Genomic DNA, 18,405 nt, shown 5'->3' on the forward strand with positions numbered 1-18,405 from the left:
TTCCGCGCTTGACATTAAATACAGCAAATAACAGTTCCGGATTCGCACCGGATTTCCTCAAACTGACTACCAAATCAGACCACGTCTGGTTATCTTGTTGTCTGATTATTATAGCATTTTTACATAACAACGTCAATTATTTTACGGTTACTCTGATCGTATAGTATTTCCTTCCGGATCTTACTGTGATTCTTGCGGATCCTTTTGCCCGTGCTGTAATGACACCTTTGCTGTTTACAACTGCTACATTCCTGTTGGAAGAAGCATAGGTAATTCCCTCCTGAGAGGTGATCGGATTGACCACCGGTTTCAGGGTCAGTTTCTGCCCACGCTTCAGAGTTTCGCTGGCTTTCAGTCCACTGATGCTTGTTGTTATAACTTTTGTAGACTGAACTTTGACATTCAGACTTGCCTTTTTACCGCTCTTAAGTGTTGCTGTGATCCTTGCGGTTCCGTTCTGTCTGCCGGCTGTGATCACGCCTTTGTTGTTGACAGTTGCAATTCTTCTGTTGCTGGATGTCCAGGACTTCACAGAATCTCCATTTGCCATTGTGACTTTGATCTTGTTGGTACTGCGTCTCTGCTGAAGTCTGATGGATGTTGCATTCAGTCTGATCGTTGCCGTAAGCTTCTTTCCATAGTTTCTTGTAACTGTCTTACCGCATACAGAGCATTTTCCCTGCTGTTTCGCCGGTGCAAATACAGTTGCTTTCGCAGTTGTCTTCCATGTATATTTATGGTCATTTGTTTTTGCAATGGTTTCTGTCTTTGTTGCTCCACAGACTGTACAGGTGTATGTCTTCTCTCCTGTATTCTTGCAGGTTGCCTTTTTCGTTACTTTTCCTGAGTCATACTTATGATCATTTGTCTTCGGGATTTCTTCTGTCTTTGTTTCTTGGCAGACTGTACAGGTATAGGTTTTTACTCCTGCTTCTTTACAGGTTGGTTCTGTTGTTACTTTTCCCTCGTCATAAGTATGCTCTTTCATCGGGATTTCTTCTGTCCTGGTTTCATTACAGTAAGTACAGGTATAAAGCTTTTCTCCTGTTGCTGTGCAGGTCGCTTCTGTCTTTACTACGCCTTCATCCCACATATGCTGCACATGATTTCTCTTTGTCAGTTTATCCGCATCTGCTCCAAGAGGATCATCTGTACGGTTATGATTTTTCTTCCAGGTGCACCATTGAACCTTCGGCAGTCCGGTTGTTCCATTGGCTGTATTGAAGTAAGTTGCTCCGCTCTCTGTTTCATGTGTCTCGCAGCTTGTGTCTACGAATGCAACTCCGCCGATACCTTTTGTAGTACCGCAGTCATCATTAAATGTATTTTCTGCAATATCATCGTATGTATTCAGACTTCTGTAATATCCGATGATTCCACCAACGTTTGTTCCATTTGTTGCGTTCACCTTACCGGTAAATGTATTATTTTTAAAGGTATATGCATTCCATGCCTGCGCTACCATGATGTCACCACCAAAGATACCACCAACATTGTCTGCACCGGTAATGGTTCCTGTTGATGTACAGTTATTAACATTCAGTCTGTAAGCATTTGGTGCGGACATTGTATTGTCCATGTAGCCACCAGCAACGATACCACCTGCATTTTGACCGCTGGCTTCTACTGTACCGCCAAATGTACATCCGGTCACATAATTGTCGCCCATAGAATTATCTCTCATACCCATGATACCGCCGACATAGTTTATACCATATACAGTCGCATTACTGGTACAGTTGCTGATAGTTCCATTAAATCTTCCTGCAATAGATCCGATAATACTCTGATCCTTATTATAACCAATTACAACACCATCTTCAATTGTACAGTTCTGTACGGTTGCAAGAAACTTGGCAGAACATCCTCCATACGGATTTGTTGTTATATTAGCACCGAGAAGCCCTGATTTCAGAGTACTTGATCCGCTCTTTAATGTAATATTGTCAAGCAAAACTGCTTTACCGGAGAGTCCGACACCTTCCAGATTATTGATCAGTCCATATCCGGCAATCTTTGTACCATAGATATTCAGATTGCGAACTTCTGCACCCTTTACATATCCCAGAAGCGGAAGTCCACCTTCCGGAACAGTGATGGTGTGATTCTGTCCATCAAGGATTCCACTGAATGCACGAAGATTCTGACCTCTCTTGATGTCATTGGTGCCGTCGATTGTTTCGCCGATCGGAGTCCATCCTTCCGGCAGAGTAATGTCGTCTGTAAGAACAAAATATGTATTTTCAGGAATTTTTGCTGCTTTTACAAGTTTTTTCAGTCTTGTAAGATCTTTTGCTGTTGAAAGCTCATATGGACTTGTTTCTGTTCCCTGACCTTCAAAAGCAGAACCTGTTACATTAAGATAGATACCACCTGGTGAAGAACATATTACATCCGTATGCTCGACTCCCGGCTGTCCCGGAATTCCTACAAAGTATTCTCCATTTGGAATCTTGTCAAGATCAACCTGCAGTTCTCCATTTTCCGTTTCTCCGAGACGTGTCCATGATGCCACATCACCATCCCACATATCAGCAACCGGAATATAATAGAGCTGATAATTTCCAGTCATCTTATTCTGCGTTGTTTCTCCACCATTCATGCCTGCCTGCGCGCGCCAGGTCTGAAACGTAATACTGTCTTTTTTGCCACGATCTACTACAACCTTTGTACGGCTTCCATTCTCATCTGTCAGATAATTAAATCCTGCTCCGGAATCTGAATAGAAATTCCAATCAGAATAATGTGCTAACGTTACAACATCACCATCATGTAATAGTATCTGATCAGCAGTACTTCCCCATCCAGTCGATGCAAGAGGAAATTCATAATTTAAATAATAATTAAGGTTTTGATCCAAGCCCCAGAGATGCTCCATGTACAGAGAGCCTGGAGTTCCTGTAATATTAAGTGTTGCTCCATCATCCAAATACCCTTCATCTTTCAGATATCCCTGTCCGGCTTCGTCATCTCCAAGTCCGCAATACAGAACTTCTGTCGCATAAATTATAAGATGTAATAATGTGACATGATTACGTGCTGTCTCGGCCGTTCCCACCATTCCAGTTGTTCCTTTATCGCTTGAAGAATACTTTTCTGATTTAAAATAAAATTTCTCTAATCCATACCTGGCAAGGTCAAAATACGGAACTGTCAACTGTTTCAACGCAACCGGTTCACTAATTGCTCCATCTTCAAATTCGTCGTCTGCAAATCTGTCATCCTGTGAAAACGAAAAATTGACTGTTACTTTTGCTGTTTCCCCGTCTGATTCGGAATCACCATCACTAAATGCTTCAACGGCATTCTGATCGTCTGCATCACTGAAAACATCTACCTCATCTGCATCAGCTTCCTCTGTGTCCGAATCGTCCTGTGCCTGTGCGTCCTCAATTGTAATGTCATCCTCATCTGTATCCTCGGTATCCCAAGGACCTTCAAATGAAATTTCTGTGTCTGAATCGTCCTGCTGAATTTCTTCTGCGGTTTTCTCATCTGTAACCTGTTCTTCCTGCTGTTCCAGCGCATATCCGTCATCAAAGGATATTTCCTGTGCATACGCAGTTACATTAAGACCTGTACACATCATGATCGCCGCCATCATCCACGCAAGAAGTCTCATACGAATTGATGGTCTTTTGTTGTTTTTCATCTTCTTCCTCCTTTTATAAATTTGGCAACAAAAAACAGAGCCCCAATACTATGAGTCTCTGCCCTATACAACGCGTTGGATACACTGACTTAAAACATTCTACGCATTTAATATTTCATACAGTAAAATAAGTTCCGGATTCGCACCGGATTTCCTCAAACAGATCATACAAATGATCCGACCACGCCTGGTTATTTTGTTGTTAAAATTGTAACATTTCTCCACATTACTGTCAATTTTTATTTTTATAATCTAAAAGCTTTTGGTCTGATCAATCCTGGATCAGTCCGTATTTGCGTTTGATCCGTTCCAGCTTTTCGAGAAGCGGTCTGCTTAAAACCCATAAAAAGATCACAGTAGATGCTGCATGGACCAGATCTACCGGTGCGCCCGAAATATAATTCGCGATCAGGCTCTCTTTTGTTATATATCCATAGGACATCAGTACTCCTGCCGGATTCATGATTCCCCCATAAATCAAAAATACGCTCAAAAATCCAAATACACAGAGATCTGCTTTCCGTGCTTTCAAAATCCCCACGCGATATAATATGCCTGCAAGAAAACCGATCAGGCCAAAAGCAAACATCTGCCATGGTGTCCACGGTCCCTGTCCCATAAACATATTGGACAGCAGCATAATCATACATCCTACCAGGAATCCGGCTTCGCCACCAAAGGAAACCCCTGTAAGAATTACAATTGCCGCGACCGGTTTGAAGCTCGGAAACATAAAGAATGCTGCACGCCCTGCAACGCCGATTGCAGCCAGCACCGATATGACCATAATTTCTCTTGCTTTTGGCTTTCTGCCCTCAAACATCATAAAAAAAGGCAACATCGCGGCAACTACAAGGATCAGGCTGCACAGAAGATATTTTCTGCCATGAAAGATTCTGACAGATATATACAGTAATACCGGTACGATCAAAAGCAGAAGCACAATTGCAAGCCAGGTCCGGCGGCTGACTTTTCCATCTTTTTTCATCTGACGTATGATCAGTCCATCTGACGGAAGAGTGTATTCTTCCAGATCATGATCTTCTTTCTCCTCCTGTACAACCGGAGTACTTCCGGCATCCAGAAACTCGTCCAGAAACTGATCTAATTCCTGCTCTTTAAGCACTTCACCACATCCCTTCCTGTAACCGCCTCCGGAAAGAACTGTCTTGCCATACGGTTCGCTGCTGTCGTATAGAAGCTGTTGCCTGCAAAAAACTCACGTGTTTCTTTGTTTGTGACAATATTTCCCTCGAAAAAAAGTCCGACACGGTCTGCATACTCCGCCACAAACTCCACATCATGTGAGATCATAAAAATCGTAATTCCATGCTGCTGCAATTTCTTCAGAATCTCGCCCAGTTCTTCTTTGTATTCTGCATCCATTCCTTTGGTAGGTTCATCCATCAAAAGAATCTTCGGCCGCAGTAAAAGTACCTTTGCCAGTGCCAGCCTCTGCTGCTCTCCTCCGCTCAGATCATACGGATGTCTCTCAAGAAGTCCTTCCAGATGTGTCAGACTGACAATTCCCTCGATTGCCTTTTCTTTCTTCATATTTATCGGATATTCCGGAGATGTTTTTTCTTTTTTGCCACCTATCACTGAATACAGGTCTTCCAGCACCGTCTTTTTGAGAAAAAGACTCTGCGGATTCTGCGGAAGCACCCCCAGATATCCATTATACAGTTCCCTGTCACTGAATTTGCGGATATCCTGTCCATCCAGTACTATTTTTCCACGATAAGGTGCCCGGATACGGCAAAGCAGGGACAATGTTGTACTTTTTCCGGTTCCGTTTCCACCGACAACTGCATAAAATTCGCCTTTTTTTACCTGAAAGGACAGATCCCTGATAACATCTGCACTTTCCCTTTCATAACGGAACCATACTTCTTTTACTTCTATGGCAGGCTTTTCTTTTTTATTTTTTCCCTGTTTCCTGTTTTTCGTCTCTTCTGCCTGTGCTTCCCGGATTTCCGTTCCCCGAACAACTTCCGGATGAAGGTTCAGATATTCCTGCATCCACATTCTTCCGTCACTTACTGTAAGTGGACAGGCAAGATCACTGTCTACCGACGCAAAAATCTGCATAGGCACCGGCATAGATAAAAACATGCCATGTTCACGTCTTTTCAGCTCCAGACCGATCTCCCCCGGTGTTCCCTCTGTGATCAGTTTTCCCTGATCCATCACAAATACTTTATCTGCAAACGGAATGATATCCTGCAGTCGGTGTTCCGTAATGATGACAGTTGTTCCGATATCCCGGTTTATTTTTTTGACCGTTTCCAGAAAATCAGACGCAGCAATCGGATCAAGCTGAGAAGTTGGTTCATCAAGGATCAGAAGCGACGGATGCATTGCCATGATAGCAGCCAGATTCAATAACTGTTTCTGACCGCCGGACAGCTCCTTTACCTCACGGTAAAACCAGCGGTGGATTCCAAAATAGCTTGCCATTTCTGCTACACGTAACCGAATTGTGGCATTGTCATACCCCAGACTCTCGAGTCCAAACGCAAGTTCATGCCACACTTTATCCGTAACGATCTGGTTATCCGGATTCTGCATGACAAACCCGATTTCTTTACTCTGTGTTCTGTACTCCAGCTCAGCCAGCGGCTTTCCTTTGTATAAAATCATTCCCTTTTTCTCACCATGCGGTGCCAATACGCTTTTCATTTGCCGGAGAAGTGTACTCTTTCCACATCCGCTTCTTCCACAAATGACATTCAGCGTACCTTCTTTTATATCTAAACTGATTTCTGTAAGTGCCCGCTTCTCCTGATCCGGATAGCTGAAACTGAAATCTCTGATTTCCAATATATTCATGAATACTGTTTCTCCTGTTCCAGTTCTTCATATATTTTTCTGTACGTATATCCTATTTCTGTTCCGACTGCTTTCTGGCTTCGGGCAAGTGCAGCCCGCTCTGCCAGGTTCAAAAATACCGGAAGGAAACAAAATACGGCAAATGCAAGATACGTTATCACTGCCAGCACCGGTCCACAGCCGGAGTAAGCATGATTTATACCCGCCAGTTGAATCTTCGGATCATAAACAGCAAAGGCGGCCCCCTTCACGCATCCAAAAGCAAATACTGCTGCCAATATGGCAAACGCGCCGGTAAGCCACCTGTCTCTTTTTGTATATCTGTATATTGAAAAGGCTGTGCGTCCATGCAGCCCATATCCTCTGCTTCTCATGGAATCTGAAGTTTCTATTGCATTTTCCAGTGCCCATGTAACCAGAATAGAAAGTATATTCATTCCATGCTTCGCCTTCGCAAGCATACTTCCATTTGTCACATCGCGCCCCATTGCTTTCTGTCCGTTACGAATCACCCTGAGCTGTTCGGTAAATCTCGGCACAAATCTGAGTGCCATAGACAGAACCAGTGACAGTGCCGGTATGAGCCTGCCAAACAGATATACAAATTTGTCTGTTGTCATTACACAGTTGTAACAACTGAACCACTGAATCACAATAAACATCACCGCGCCGAGAACCAGACCATACACCAGTGCTTCCAGTGTGATCCAGTTTCCGCTGGCTTCCACGTAATACAGCATTGTCACACCATAGTGGTTAAACAGTGGGTTTAATAATGCCACGATCAGAAGTCCCGGCAGCGTTACAAGCAGATTCTGTTTTAATGTTTTTTTCCATCCGTTCAGAAGGAAGGCATACATCACTGCCGCGATATATGAAATCAACAGAAATACCGGATGCTGATTGAACATCGTAAACAGAAGTACCACTGCGAAGTAAAAAAAGTTCAGAAAAGGATGGCATCCTGAAAAGGCATCGTTTACTTTGTCATTCATTTTGCCATCCTCCTTCTGTAATAATGCTGTGCTCTGATCCAGAAGATCATGTATGCAGTTCCCAGCCCTGCAACCAGTATCAGAATCCAGACATGAAGCGGTATCGTCTTCGCCTCTGTAATTACAGTTTCCACCGGACTTCCATCTGTATTCGAAGAAGTCGTTTCAACTGCTTCTCCATCGGTGGTTTCTGTCTTTTCATTTTTATCTGTTTTTTCGCTGTCGCCGGTATCTTTTTTGCCGGATTTTGATTCTTCTTCTTTTGTTTTTTCAGATTCTCCTGCTTTGGCTGTCTTTTTGGAAGTGTCTTTCGTTTTTCCTGACTGTTTTTGACCGTCAGACGCTCCTGATGAATTGCCGTTTTCGTCCTTTGTGCCATCGCCGCCTGAACCATTTCCATTTACCAGTTTCAGGTTTGCTTTTGAGCCCTCTCCATCTGAACCTTTACCCGGAGTTGTCGCCTCTGATTTATGACCGCCGCTTCCCGGACGTGCCGCTATATTATTCTTGTTGTTGTCTTTCCCGTCATTATTTGCATTACCCGGATTCTGACCTTTTTTCTTCACATCCGGGATGCGGATAACAAGCTGGTCACTCACATTTCCGGTGCTGTCTTTGACAACGATCACCAGATCTTTTTCACCTTCAGTCAGGCCTTTCAGCATAATGGTATCCGTTCCTGCCTGAATCTCGGTTCCCTTTCCTTTGGTATTCAGCTTCGGAATTTTCTTCCCTGCATCCACAACCTGATAGTAGCGATATCCTTTTTCACTGGATTTGTATACTACAGATGCTTTGTCCACGGAAAGTCTGCTGGCACTGACTTTTTTCAGTACCGGTGCCGTAATGTCGGTAAGCTTCAATGTCACGTAATAGTTTTTCTTCGTGCCGTCTTCCGCAGTTACCTGTATTCTGACTTTTGCCTCTTTTTCTCCGCTGGCAAAAAATATCTTCCAGAAAGCATGTCCGCCTGCCGCAGTACTCTGACTGATGGTTTCATCTTTCTGTACTGTCGAGCCCCGGATGCCAGCCAGTGCATATACCCGTATCGATGCTTTTTTATTAGCTGTCTGTGCCCATATATTCAGGCTCTGTCTCTCTGTACCGTAAACGGCGGTGTACTTTGTTTCCTGCTTCTTAAAAGCCGGAGTCAGCTTCTGTATTCCCTTACCATACGTATCTGAACTGGATACATACAGATTTTTCAATGATGCATCGGAATTCATTGTTGATTTCAGAGAATATCTGTATTCTGTCTTTGTTTTTTCTGCTGCAACTGTTTCATTCAGCGTTTCATAACCGTCCCGGGATATAGTGATCTGATATGTATTTCCGACAATAAACGGATATTTTTTGTTCTTCGGAGCAATCTCCTGTCCATCCTGATTGACCACCTTTATCTCTGCATCAGAAGGAGTCACCTTTATTGCCACATTTATTCCTGCATAGACATGTATCGAAATGGCATATGGTGCTTCCATAATGTTTCCGTTTTCATCCTTCGCCAGTATGTACAGGACTTTTTCTTCTTTGTCCGGAACTGTCAGATCCAGCGTATTTTCTCCCTGCGCCATTGTCTCCGTAAAATCTCCGGTAAAGGATGGCGTTTCTCCAGCCTTTCCAAGCACATAAGCATAACTGCCTTTTTCGTTGGCGGTGAAAGTCACTCTTATCTTGTTATTTTCATAACGCACTGCTTTTTTGCCTGAAAGGACAGGCGGATAAACATCTGCTCTTCTGAGTAATACCTGATAAACTTCGGTCTTTCCGGTTCTGGTCTGAACGGTTACTTTTACCAGTGCCTCTGACTCATCATCTCCAAAATACACTGCAATTCTGTGTGCTTTGCCGCTTCCGGAGGTTTTGCCATAATTTGTGATTTTTTTGATTCCCCGGATACCTTCTGCTGTCACAGATGCGCTGTCTTCTTCCGGCAATGCAAAAATATTGATCCTGTTGCTGTTTCCGTCATATACTTCTGTCGTATATTCTTTCTGTTCCGGAGTAAATTCCGGTTCCAGCCCGATCCTGCTTCCACCATCCGTATAAGCATTACTTGTACTTACCGTCAGATTCGACAATAAAGGACTGCTGTGATCTCCTGTAACCGTAAAAGTATATTTCGTGCTTTTGCCGTTTTTGGACACTACTGCAGTAACCGGAACGTCATCACCCTGAAAGCTGACACTGAATGTTCCGTCACAGGTTTTGCCGTTCACTGTCAGCGCTGCGCCCTGTGGTATTCCGAATTTAAACGTTGCCTTTTTTGTTCCGTCCTCACAGGATAATTCATATGCAGATCGCTCCTTACGGTAACTTCTGTCCCATGTTACTTTCCCATGGTCTGATGTAACTTCCACACTGCGCAGGCATGCGACATTTGTCTCAATCGCCATCATATAGTTGGAATCGTTCTTATAATATATGGTTCCGTCTTTGTCTACACAGAGTGTACTGATGCTGTACTGCTGCTGGTCAGTATCCGGCGTAAAGATTTCTTCTGCCACACCTTTTGTCTGTCCGGGTTCATCTTTCAGAAGATAAATTCCACCTGGAAAGGCATTGGCAGTAAAATAAACATAAACCCTGCCATCCGGCTTTCCGTCCCCGTTAAAATCTTCTTTTTCATATGCCGTTGACAGAAGCGGGGCCGCCTGTGGATATCCCGGTACCGAAACAGAATATGCCAGTTTCAGTTCATTGTCTGATTCGGCAATGACATCAAAATGATGTCCGCCGTCGGCATTAAACTGTCCCCCCTGTCCACAGACACCGATATATATCCTGCCTTTATAAACAAGCGGTGTCGCTGTTGCCATACCTCCGAGGTTGTAGCTTAATACCTGTCCGAAGGTTCCGTCATCATTCATTTTTACCCTGTAAAGATATCCGCCCTTTGTGGCAAAATATACATAACCATTGTCAAAAGAAACTGTCGTACGGATGTCTCCATTTACACCTGTCAGTTTATCCAGTAACTGTCCTGTTTTTGTAGAAACAGAGTAAAGAATTGATGTGTTTGTATAATTTCCCATATCTGATCCGTCATCCGAACCAAATACAAGATAATCGCCAGATGCATAGGCTCCTGCCCAGTAAAATCCACCTTTATGGCTGTATTTCCATGTACAGAGTTTTATTTCATCTCCCCTGGACGGATCTTCATCTGTAACAGACAGTGCATAATAAATTCCTGCTGTTGTTTCAGAATTCCAGGTACCTGTATAAATATAACCGTCCCTGTAGGTAATCGGACTAAGAGTCTGGCCGCCTACCGTTTCACTGATCCACAGAGATTTCAGCGTCGTTGCACTGACTGCCTGTATCTGTCCGCCTCCAACCTGTGCAAACAGCATGCCCTCTGCATAGGTAAGCGGATTCAGGGCAAATACCATACTTCCTGCCAGTTCTTCACTTACTGCGACTATCTCACCGGTGTTTCTGTCCATTTTGTAAATAAATTTGCCGGATGCCGCATATAGATATCCACCTAATACCAGTGGCGGTGTGACTGCCGCACTCCAGTCACCGCCCATTTTTACTGCCCATTTCTGAACAGTTTCATCCACATTCGACGGGGTTGCCGCAGAAGTAACTCCGTTATTGGTATCACTGTTTCTGTAGTTGATCCAGTCATTGTCCTCGATATCCGGCTGTCTGGAATCAATCTCTTCAAGATCTGCTGTTATCTCGCTCTGCTCGCCAGCCACAAAACTTCCCTGACATGCTTTATATCCATAACATGACGCTGTCCACTGATATGTTTTACCGATCATCAGTCCCTCATACAGAAGGCTGTTATCTGCCGATGCAGAGACACGCATACCCTTTTCATCGTATACACATACAACTGCATTTGCGGGACTGACTTTGAATTCTGCACCTGCTCCTGCCAGTTTTGATACAATCAGATGATACTCGCTCTCGGTAGTATAAGTCTTTCCCTGATACTCCGGGTCATTATAGCCACCTTCTACCGACATATGGAAGGTAATATCCGTATCACCCTCTTCATTCAGCGGAACCTGTATAGTATTTCGATTCTGCAGTGGAACTCCATTGACGGTCAGTCCGTAATATGCATTAATAGAATACGGTCTTACATTGATCTGTACCGAATCAACGTCCGCAGCAACAGAAGCATGATATGTTCTGTCGGCACTGTTAAATTTTTCACTGATGATATTTGTCGCAAGGTCACTGTCCGTCGGGAGATAACAGCCGATGGACGACAGATCCAGTCTTCGAAGGACAACGATCTTATAGGTCTGCTGGTGTTCTGCATTTCCTGCAATAATCGTATAAACGCCTCTGGATCCACCATTCGTTCCATTTGCAAAAACACGACCGTTCAGACGGTATCTCCGGCCCTCGGAAAATGCTTTACGAGCTATCTCTGTGGTTTTCTGTGCACCATCGACTGTCCAGCCGGACAGCGTCACTTTAGCATCATCCGGAAGAGTATCCAGCAGATCCGCAGATACGTAAAATGCCGTTGCCAGTGCATAGGAACTGTATTCCACTGTGTATACTTTGCCGCCAAATTCTTCATCTAAATCTGTACGTCTTTCCGGATTAAGTGTAACTGCATCCGGTGAGCCGCTGTAACTCGTATATACCGTAAGATTTTCAAGAAAATCGGCTGAATCATCTACTTCGTCTGCACTTTTAGATTCTGCTTCTGTTGTTTTGATATCCTCTGTCGTTTCCTGAGACGGATTTTCTTTGTTTTCGTCTGAAGATATTTCTTCGCCATTCGTATCTTCCGGAGTTTCCGGCTCTTCGTTCTGACTGTCGTCCCCATCCGGATTTTCATCCGGCTCTTCCTCTGTATCTCCGCTGATATCAATATCTTCTCCGGAATCGGCATTATCATCCGGATTCTCCGGCTCCTGATCAGGGCTTTCCGGTTCTTCACCTGGAATTTCTGATTCTCCACCCGGAGTTTCCGGCTCCTGTTCAGTTTCTCCGGAATTTTCTGCAGTTTCCGAAAGTTCAGACTGTTCCGTGATATTCTCTGTATTTGGTTGTGAAAGTATGGCGTCCTCTGCTCCGTAAACCGGGACACTTCCCAGTAAGAGAGCCAGCGACAAAAGTCCTGCCAGAATTTTTTTCATTTACCATTCTCCCCAGGTTTCTCCGTTTTGCCCAGCTCCCACATCAGCACCTGCATAGAGTGAAAATCTGAGTCTGACCACATCTCCGTCTGCCGGGAAATATGCGGACATTCCGTTGTTCATATATTCACCGTTTACAAAATAAAGCCACCCTGAATCCATTGTGAAATCAAATTCGCCCAGCCAGTCATTATCATGCTCTGTCAGCTGGCTGTTTACTTCAGTAAGATGTGCCAGCAGTTCCTCCGGAATCGCCGCCCCGGCTGTCAGTCCACTTCTTCCGATTGACCGCAGATAAAATCCGGAATTGGCTTCCCCGATATTTCTCCAGTCAAAGCCATTTTCATCCAATACTCTCAATAATACCGATGCCATGGATTCTCCCTGATAATATTCGACAGCCTCCGGTCCCAGAAGATTCCCAAGGCCAACTGTTCCCGCTTCTATACTGAGCGTAATCGTTCCTTCCGGTTCCTGCTGCCCATCCTCGCCTTTGTAGATTGTGTATTCCGGAATTGTGGTGCTCCAGCCTTCACTGTCTGTAACTTTTATGCTGACTGTATTGGCACCATCTTCCAGTTCGATACGATAAGAAACTATTCCCTGCGCATCTGTTCCGATGGAATACAGTTTCTCCCCGTTTCCATATACTTCAAGTGCTGACGAGGAAAGCACATTTCCATGATAGTCAGAAGCCTGTACAAAAAATGTCCTGTACGATGCATTGATGGTTTCTCCGTTTTCAAGATCTGTCGCAACAGATGGATATTTATTTTCTTCCGGCGCAGGTTCCGGATCATCATCCTCTGACGGAACTTCTGTATTTTCCTGGTTTCGATCATCATTCTGCTCCGGCTGCGTTTCATTGCCATTTTCGCCGTCATCGTTGTTTTCATCATCATAGTGAACTTCATTCGGAAGGACTTCTTCATCAGTTTCCTGATTACCTTCGGCCTGCTCAGAAGTTTCCTCTGGTTCACCTGCTGTATTATCCACAGTCTGCCTGGAATTGTCCGGATTTTCGGTGATCTGCTGTTCCGGCTCCTGCTCCTCTTCCTCTTCTGTTTCCGGCTCCTCCGGTTCTTCCAGTGTCTGCGCCTGTACCTCTGTACTCTCTGCTCCATTCTGATTATCTGTGTCCGCCCCTGCATATGCAAAGCCTTTTCCCAAATATCCTTTAAAAGAACTGTCTGCGCTTATTCCCTGCACCGGATTTTCTGCTATTTCCGGCTGTTGTCTGCCAAGTCCCCAGACAATCGAGGCACCAAACAAAAGCAAACCTGCTATAAGGAGTACAACTGCCAGCAAATCTTTCTTTCTGTTTTTTTTATTTTGTTTATTATGATTTTTCATCTGGCATCTGCCTCCTCTCTGAATTATTTTTTATCTTTTACAGCAGTCTTTCTATATATTTTATGATCCACATATCATACCATCTGGTTTTTATCTTTAATTCTGTCTTTATATTTTTCACACATTGTTCTGCGGTTTGTCTTTCTTCATCTGAAATGTTATGCGGACTGAACGCAGCTTTCTCCCCGATCTGCCATGTATTCTTATAAGCTTCTGTCAGTTCATCCGTGTATGTTCCATGTGCATAAAGCTTTGCCGCATATCCGGTCATGGCTCTGACCGCAGCTCGGTTATCAGCTGCTGCAAATGCTTTTTTTCGTTTTGCCTCTGCAATGATCCGCAAACCGCTGATCACCAGGAAAAACAGCACGCAGAAAATATCAAACACAAACAGTAAAAGAAGTAAAAATCTCGCCAGCCCCATGATCGCAAGTTTCAAATTCCAATGCGTCTGAATCTCCGGCGGATTATCTGTCTTTGTTTCTGTTTCCGGCAGAGCTGACGCCTTGCTTCCCTCTGCCTCAAGTCCGACGGTCAGATCCGGTTCTTCCATAACTCCATAATATTCCGGAGTCATTTCCACCGGCACCCATCCGAGACCATCTATGTAGATTTCCGTCCATGCGTGACCGTTTTTCCCCGAAATCTGAATACTGTCGCCTTTATTTTTATCTTTTACATCATCCGGTGTGATCAGATACCCTTCTACATAACGTGATGGTATTCCATAATAACGGAACATCAGCGCTGCCGCTGTAGCATAATGAATACTGTGCCCGATTTTGGATTTTGTCAGGAAATTTTTCGTAAAATCTCCGGCTCCGTTATACACATCTGTTGCTGTGCTGTATGTCATATTTTTTTCAAGATATGCACGGATCCTTGAGATGGCAGTGTAATAATCTGTATGTCCCTGCTCTCTGTTTCCGGCATTTCCAAGTTCCTGTGCAAACAGGGCTTCCAAAACCGCCGGAAGTGCAGTATCTTCTTTATAAACAAATGCATTGTAATAGCTTTCGTCTTCTCTCAGATTGCGTGCATCACCTTTTGATAAAACCTGATATCCCTCTGCTCCCAATGTGGTGAAATCTTTCACGAGATTCCCCATAGACTTCAGCGTATAATCACGTTTTCCAAACAATCCGCCTGACCTGAGGGTACTGTCTGTCAGAGATGTTTCTCCGGTATATCCTTCCGGAAGTTCTGCCATCTCGTAAGGTGTATAAAGATATCGGCTGTCCGCATTCTGATTCTGTATCCGGATACTGCCACTTTCCTTTGAAAGCGAGTCGTCTTCTACCACATTTCTTATTCCTGCAATCTGCGTCTGTCCATAGAATCCATCCTGATGCAGCCAGTAAAACAAATCCCGGACTTTCCATGCGTCTGCAGTCGAAATTGATTTCCATTCATCCCCGTCATACACACTGCCTACAAATCCTCTGAGATAAAGCGAATCCGGCTGATCCATCTGTATTGTCAGAGCTGTATCATCAGATGCTGTCCATGCACCCGCTGCTTTCAGTCTGCCATTCGGAAGACTGTTTACCATTCCTGTCTTAAAGCGGAAGCGGTCTGTCTTATCCAGAAATTCCGTTCTGACATTGGCAACAAGTTTGGAACTCTGATATTGCTCCTGTGGAACAATCATTCGAAAGACACCGCCACTCACTGCCACTGTCAGACATACAAGAATTGCTCCTGTCAGAAATACCACAGTATTTTCGGCAGAATTCTGTCCTGTATCTCTTTCGGAATGCATCCAGTTTATCAGCAGAAACGCCGCCAGATAGAAGGCAGCCAGTTTTATCCGCCCCGGCTGAACATTCAGCATAAACATCAGCACCGGAAAGCCCATGCTCCACAGAATCGTAATAAAACGCAGACGCAGTCTGAGTACTGCAAAAGCCACCAGTCCGGTCACCAGTGCCAGTAGCATCCAGAATATAAACTGGTCATTTGCCATATTTTCTTCTGACACGGTATACTGAGTCAGATAAATTCCTGCTTTGCTTCCCAGTACTTCTACCATATGATTCCACAATCCGGTCATTCCATTCTGAACATGAGTATGTAAAACCGTAAACAATGCTGCTGCACATGCAAAACACATCACACCGACCGGTAATCCGAAGCGCTGCCATCTTTCAAGCAGAAGCCAGAGCAGAATACTTCCTCCTGTCAAAGCGACAAACATGACAGGCACATGACTTTTCGTCAGTATATGAAGCATTTCTTCTGTACCCACTCCAAAAACCAAAGTCAACAGAACTGCTTCCAGAAGGATTCCCGGAAACAGTTTTTTATTAAATTTATTTATTTTTTGCTGTTCCTGTGAAATCCATAACTCCATTCATATTCCTCATTCCCAGTTCCTGATGATAATTTTCTTTTGTATAAATGATCTCATCTGTGTTTCGGTCCGGATTCTGTCCACAGCGCAGTACCGTGACCAGGCCTTTCTGTTTCAGATATTGGTCTTCATGGTCTTCCGCTTCCCCCGTAATGTAGATATAATTCGCAAAATTTTTTATTCCGGGATTCTTCATATATTCCCTGACGGTCTGCGCTTCTTTATTTCCGCCGCCATATCTCAGAAATAAGTACATAATATTTTCATATGCCTGCGCAGAATGAATCTTCTCTATATGCAGGCATCCGTTTCTTCCGTCATATACCGCTGCCTGACATGGGATTTTCCTCTCCATGAAGCTCAGAAGCAGTGCTGAAAAAATTTCCACAACGGCTTCTGCTTTCTGCGGATTACTTTCCTTCTGAAACGTTTCCGCAAGAACCAGCACTGCATCATCTACCGGAAAACTTTTTTCGCGGATCACTGTACTGTCTAATTTGCCACTCAGTTTCCAGTGTATCTGTCTAATGCTGTCACCCTGTCGGTATTCACGGATATCATAAGTCTCACCCGGATCATCTCCCGGGCGAAATGTTGAATAGCGGAAGCTTTCCATATCAAAGCCTTCCCTGGTCAGAACTGACAGATCCAGTGTCTGTCTTTCCGGCATGACTACAATATCTGCATGTGCATTTCCTTTTCGTTTCTTACGAAAAATCTGCAAAAAGTCGCCTGTTTTCCATTTCTCAAAAGAAAATCTCAGACATCCGCACCACTGACTGCTTCCTTCAAAAGTACATTTACTTTTCCTTCTGCCCATCAGTGAAAACGGGAGCTGCATGGTTTTTTCTTCTCCGGTAAAGGTATTGTTACATTTTACTTCACCTGTGCCGTAAAAGACCGGCCAAAGGGACTGGTTTTCCAGCTCCAGTTTGCCCTGAAATATGCTGTCCTTTTCTGTCACACGGGGAAGTTTCAGTGTACTCTTTATGCATCTGCCCGACAGCAGACAATAAACTCCTGACATGACAAGCACCACACCGGATACTGCCAGTACGCACACATACAGATATTCTCCCGTATAAAGGGCAGCCAGTGCCATACATATAAACCAAATTACAATAAGAATCCTTTTCTTCATTTATCCCTCTACTTTTGGTGACGGTACTGTCTCAAGGATCTCACCCAAAATCTGTCTTGCCGTTTTTTCTTCATATCTTGCACGTGATTCAAGAACCATTCTGTGTCCTGCCACGTCTTGAAAAACATTTACCACATCTTCCGGCACCATATAATCACGTCCTGCCAGATATGCGGCAGCCTTTGCCATACGGCACAGCGCAAGCGTTCCACGCGGACTTAAACCCAGCATAATCAGTTCATGTTTTCTTGTTGCTTCTGCAAGATCTGCTATATAGGATAAAACTTCATCAGATACATATACTTTTCTGACCTGTGCCTGCAATTCAAGAATTTCCTCACTGTTCAGCACTGCTTTTGCATTCTGAAGTGGATTGACCTCCTGACGGTCACGAAGAATGTCTACCAGACTGCCATGGTCCGGATAGCCCATTGTTGTACTGATCATAAAACGGTCAAGCTGTGATTCCGGAAGCATCTGCGTACCGGAAGACCCTACCGGGTTCTCTGTCGCAATTACCACAAACGGCTTCGGTACCGGATGACTCTCTCCGTCTACAGTTACCATTCCCTCTTCCATGACCTCAAGAAGCGCCGACTGCGTTTTGCTTGAAGTACGGTTGATCTCATCTGCCAGAAGCAGGTTGCACATCACAGACCCCGGACGATAAATAAAACTGTTGCTTTCTTTATCATACATCGTAAATCCTGTTACATCTGACGGTACAACATCCGGTGTAAACTGAATTCTCTGAAATTCCATTCCCATCAGTCGGCTGAGTGCCAGTGCTGTCGTTGTCTTTCCCACTCCCGGAACATCCTCCAGAAGTACATGCCCTTCTGCCAGAACCGCCATAATGATCTTGTCTGTGATCTCACTTTTTCCTTTTATGATCTTTGCCAGTTCTGTTCTGAGTTCTCTGATCTTATCTGCCACAGTTTTTCCTCCTGCTTTCTGCGCTT

Annotated in this window: 9 protein-coding genes; all 9 read right to left on the reverse strand. The window is 44.2% G+C overall.

Annotated elements, in window-relative coordinates; translation table 11 throughout:
• Nucleotides 1–136: 136 nt before the first annotated feature.
• Nucleotides 137–3,652, reverse strand: a complete 3,516-nt coding sequence (locus DWW86_RS08775; RefSeq protein ID WP_117942869.1) for an Ig-like domain-containing protein — start codon at nucleotides 3,650–3,652, stop codon at nucleotides 137–139.
• Between the two features lie 271 nt (nucleotides 3,653–3,923).
• Entirely contained in the window at nucleotides 3,924–4,778 is an 855-nt protein-coding gene (locus DWW86_RS08780) for an ECF transporter S component (protein WP_117942870.1), read from the reverse strand.
• On the reverse strand, nucleotides 4,757–6,484 hold the full coding sequence (locus tag DWW86_RS08785; protein ID WP_117942871.1) for an ABC transporter ATP-binding protein: 1,728 nt from the start codon (nucleotides 6,482–6,484) through the stop codon (nucleotides 4,757–4,759). Before DWW86_RS08785 ends, DWW86_RS08780 begins: the two co-directional genes overlap by 22 nt.
• Nucleotides 6,481–7,479, reverse strand: a complete 999-nt coding sequence (locus DWW86_RS08790) for an energy-coupling factor transporter transmembrane component T (protein WP_117942872.1) — start codon at nucleotides 7,477–7,479, stop codon at nucleotides 6,481–6,483. Before DWW86_RS08790 ends, DWW86_RS08785 begins: the two co-directional genes overlap by 4 nt.
• Nucleotides 7,476–12,596, reverse strand: a complete 5,121-nt coding sequence (locus tag DWW86_RS08795; RefSeq protein ID WP_117942873.1) for a cadherin-like beta sandwich domain-containing protein — start codon at nucleotides 12,594–12,596, stop codon at nucleotides 7,476–7,478. The genes DWW86_RS08790 and DWW86_RS08795 overlap by 4 nt, the downstream gene beginning before the upstream one ends.
• The gene (locus tag DWW86_RS08800; RefSeq protein ID WP_117942874.1) at nucleotides 12,597–13,949 is read right to left on the reverse strand and encodes a DUF4430 domain-containing protein; all 1,353 of its coding nucleotides are present in this window, start codon (nucleotides 13,947–13,949) and stop codon (nucleotides 12,597–12,599) included. It lies immediately after the preceding gene.
• 37 nt (nucleotides 13,950–13,986) lie between these two features.
• Nucleotides 13,987–16,302 (reverse strand): transglutaminase TgpA family protein, encoded by a 2,316-nt coding sequence (locus DWW86_RS08805; protein ID WP_117942875.1) that lies wholly within the window; start codon nucleotides 16,300–16,302, stop codon nucleotides 13,987–13,989.
• A complete protein-coding gene (locus DWW86_RS08810) occupies nucleotides 16,262–17,443 on the reverse strand; it encodes a DUF58 domain-containing protein (protein ID WP_117942876.1) in 1,182 nt (393 codons plus the stop codon). Before DWW86_RS08810 ends, DWW86_RS08805 begins: the two co-directional genes overlap by 41 nt.
• Nucleotides 17,444–18,379: an AAA family ATPase gene (locus DWW86_RS08815; RefSeq protein WP_286187684.1), complete on the reverse strand. Its 936-nt coding sequence runs from the start codon at nucleotides 18,377–18,379 to the stop codon at nucleotides 17,444–17,446.
• Nucleotides 18,380–18,405 lie beyond the last annotated feature (26 nt).

It is taken from the genome of Ruminococcus sp. AF17-22AC (assembly GCF_003460065.1).
Classification (GTDB): Bacteria; Bacillota; Clostridia; order Lachnospirales; family Lachnospiraceae; genus Blautia_A.

Coding starts and splice junctions, on each gene's coding strand:
- DWW86_RS08800 (WP_117942874.1), bottom strand. CDS start 13,949: ATGAAAAATCATAATAAACAAAATAAAAAAAACAGAAAGAAAGATTTG.
- DWW86_RS08775 (WP_117942869.1), bottom strand. CDS start 3,652: ATGAAAAACAACAAAAGACCATCAATTCGTATGAGACTTCTTGCGTGG.
- DWW86_RS08790 (WP_117942872.1), bottom strand. CDS start 7,479: ATGAATGACAAAGTAAACGATGCCTTTTCAGGATGCCATCCTTTTCTG.
- DWW86_RS08810 (WP_117942876.1), bottom strand. CDS start 17,443: ATGAAGAAAAGGATTCTTATTGTAATTTGGTTTATATGTATGGCACTG.
- DWW86_RS08795 (WP_117942873.1), bottom strand. CDS start 12,596: ATGAAAAAAATTCTGGCAGGACTTTTGTCGCTGGCTCTCTTACTGGGA.
- DWW86_RS08785 (WP_117942871.1), bottom strand. CDS start 6,484: ATGAATATATTGGAAATCAGAGATTTCAGTTTCAGCTATCCGGATCAG.
- DWW86_RS08805 (WP_117942875.1), bottom strand. CDS start 16,302: ATGGAGTTATGGATTTCACAGGAACAGCAAAAAATAAATAAATTTAAT.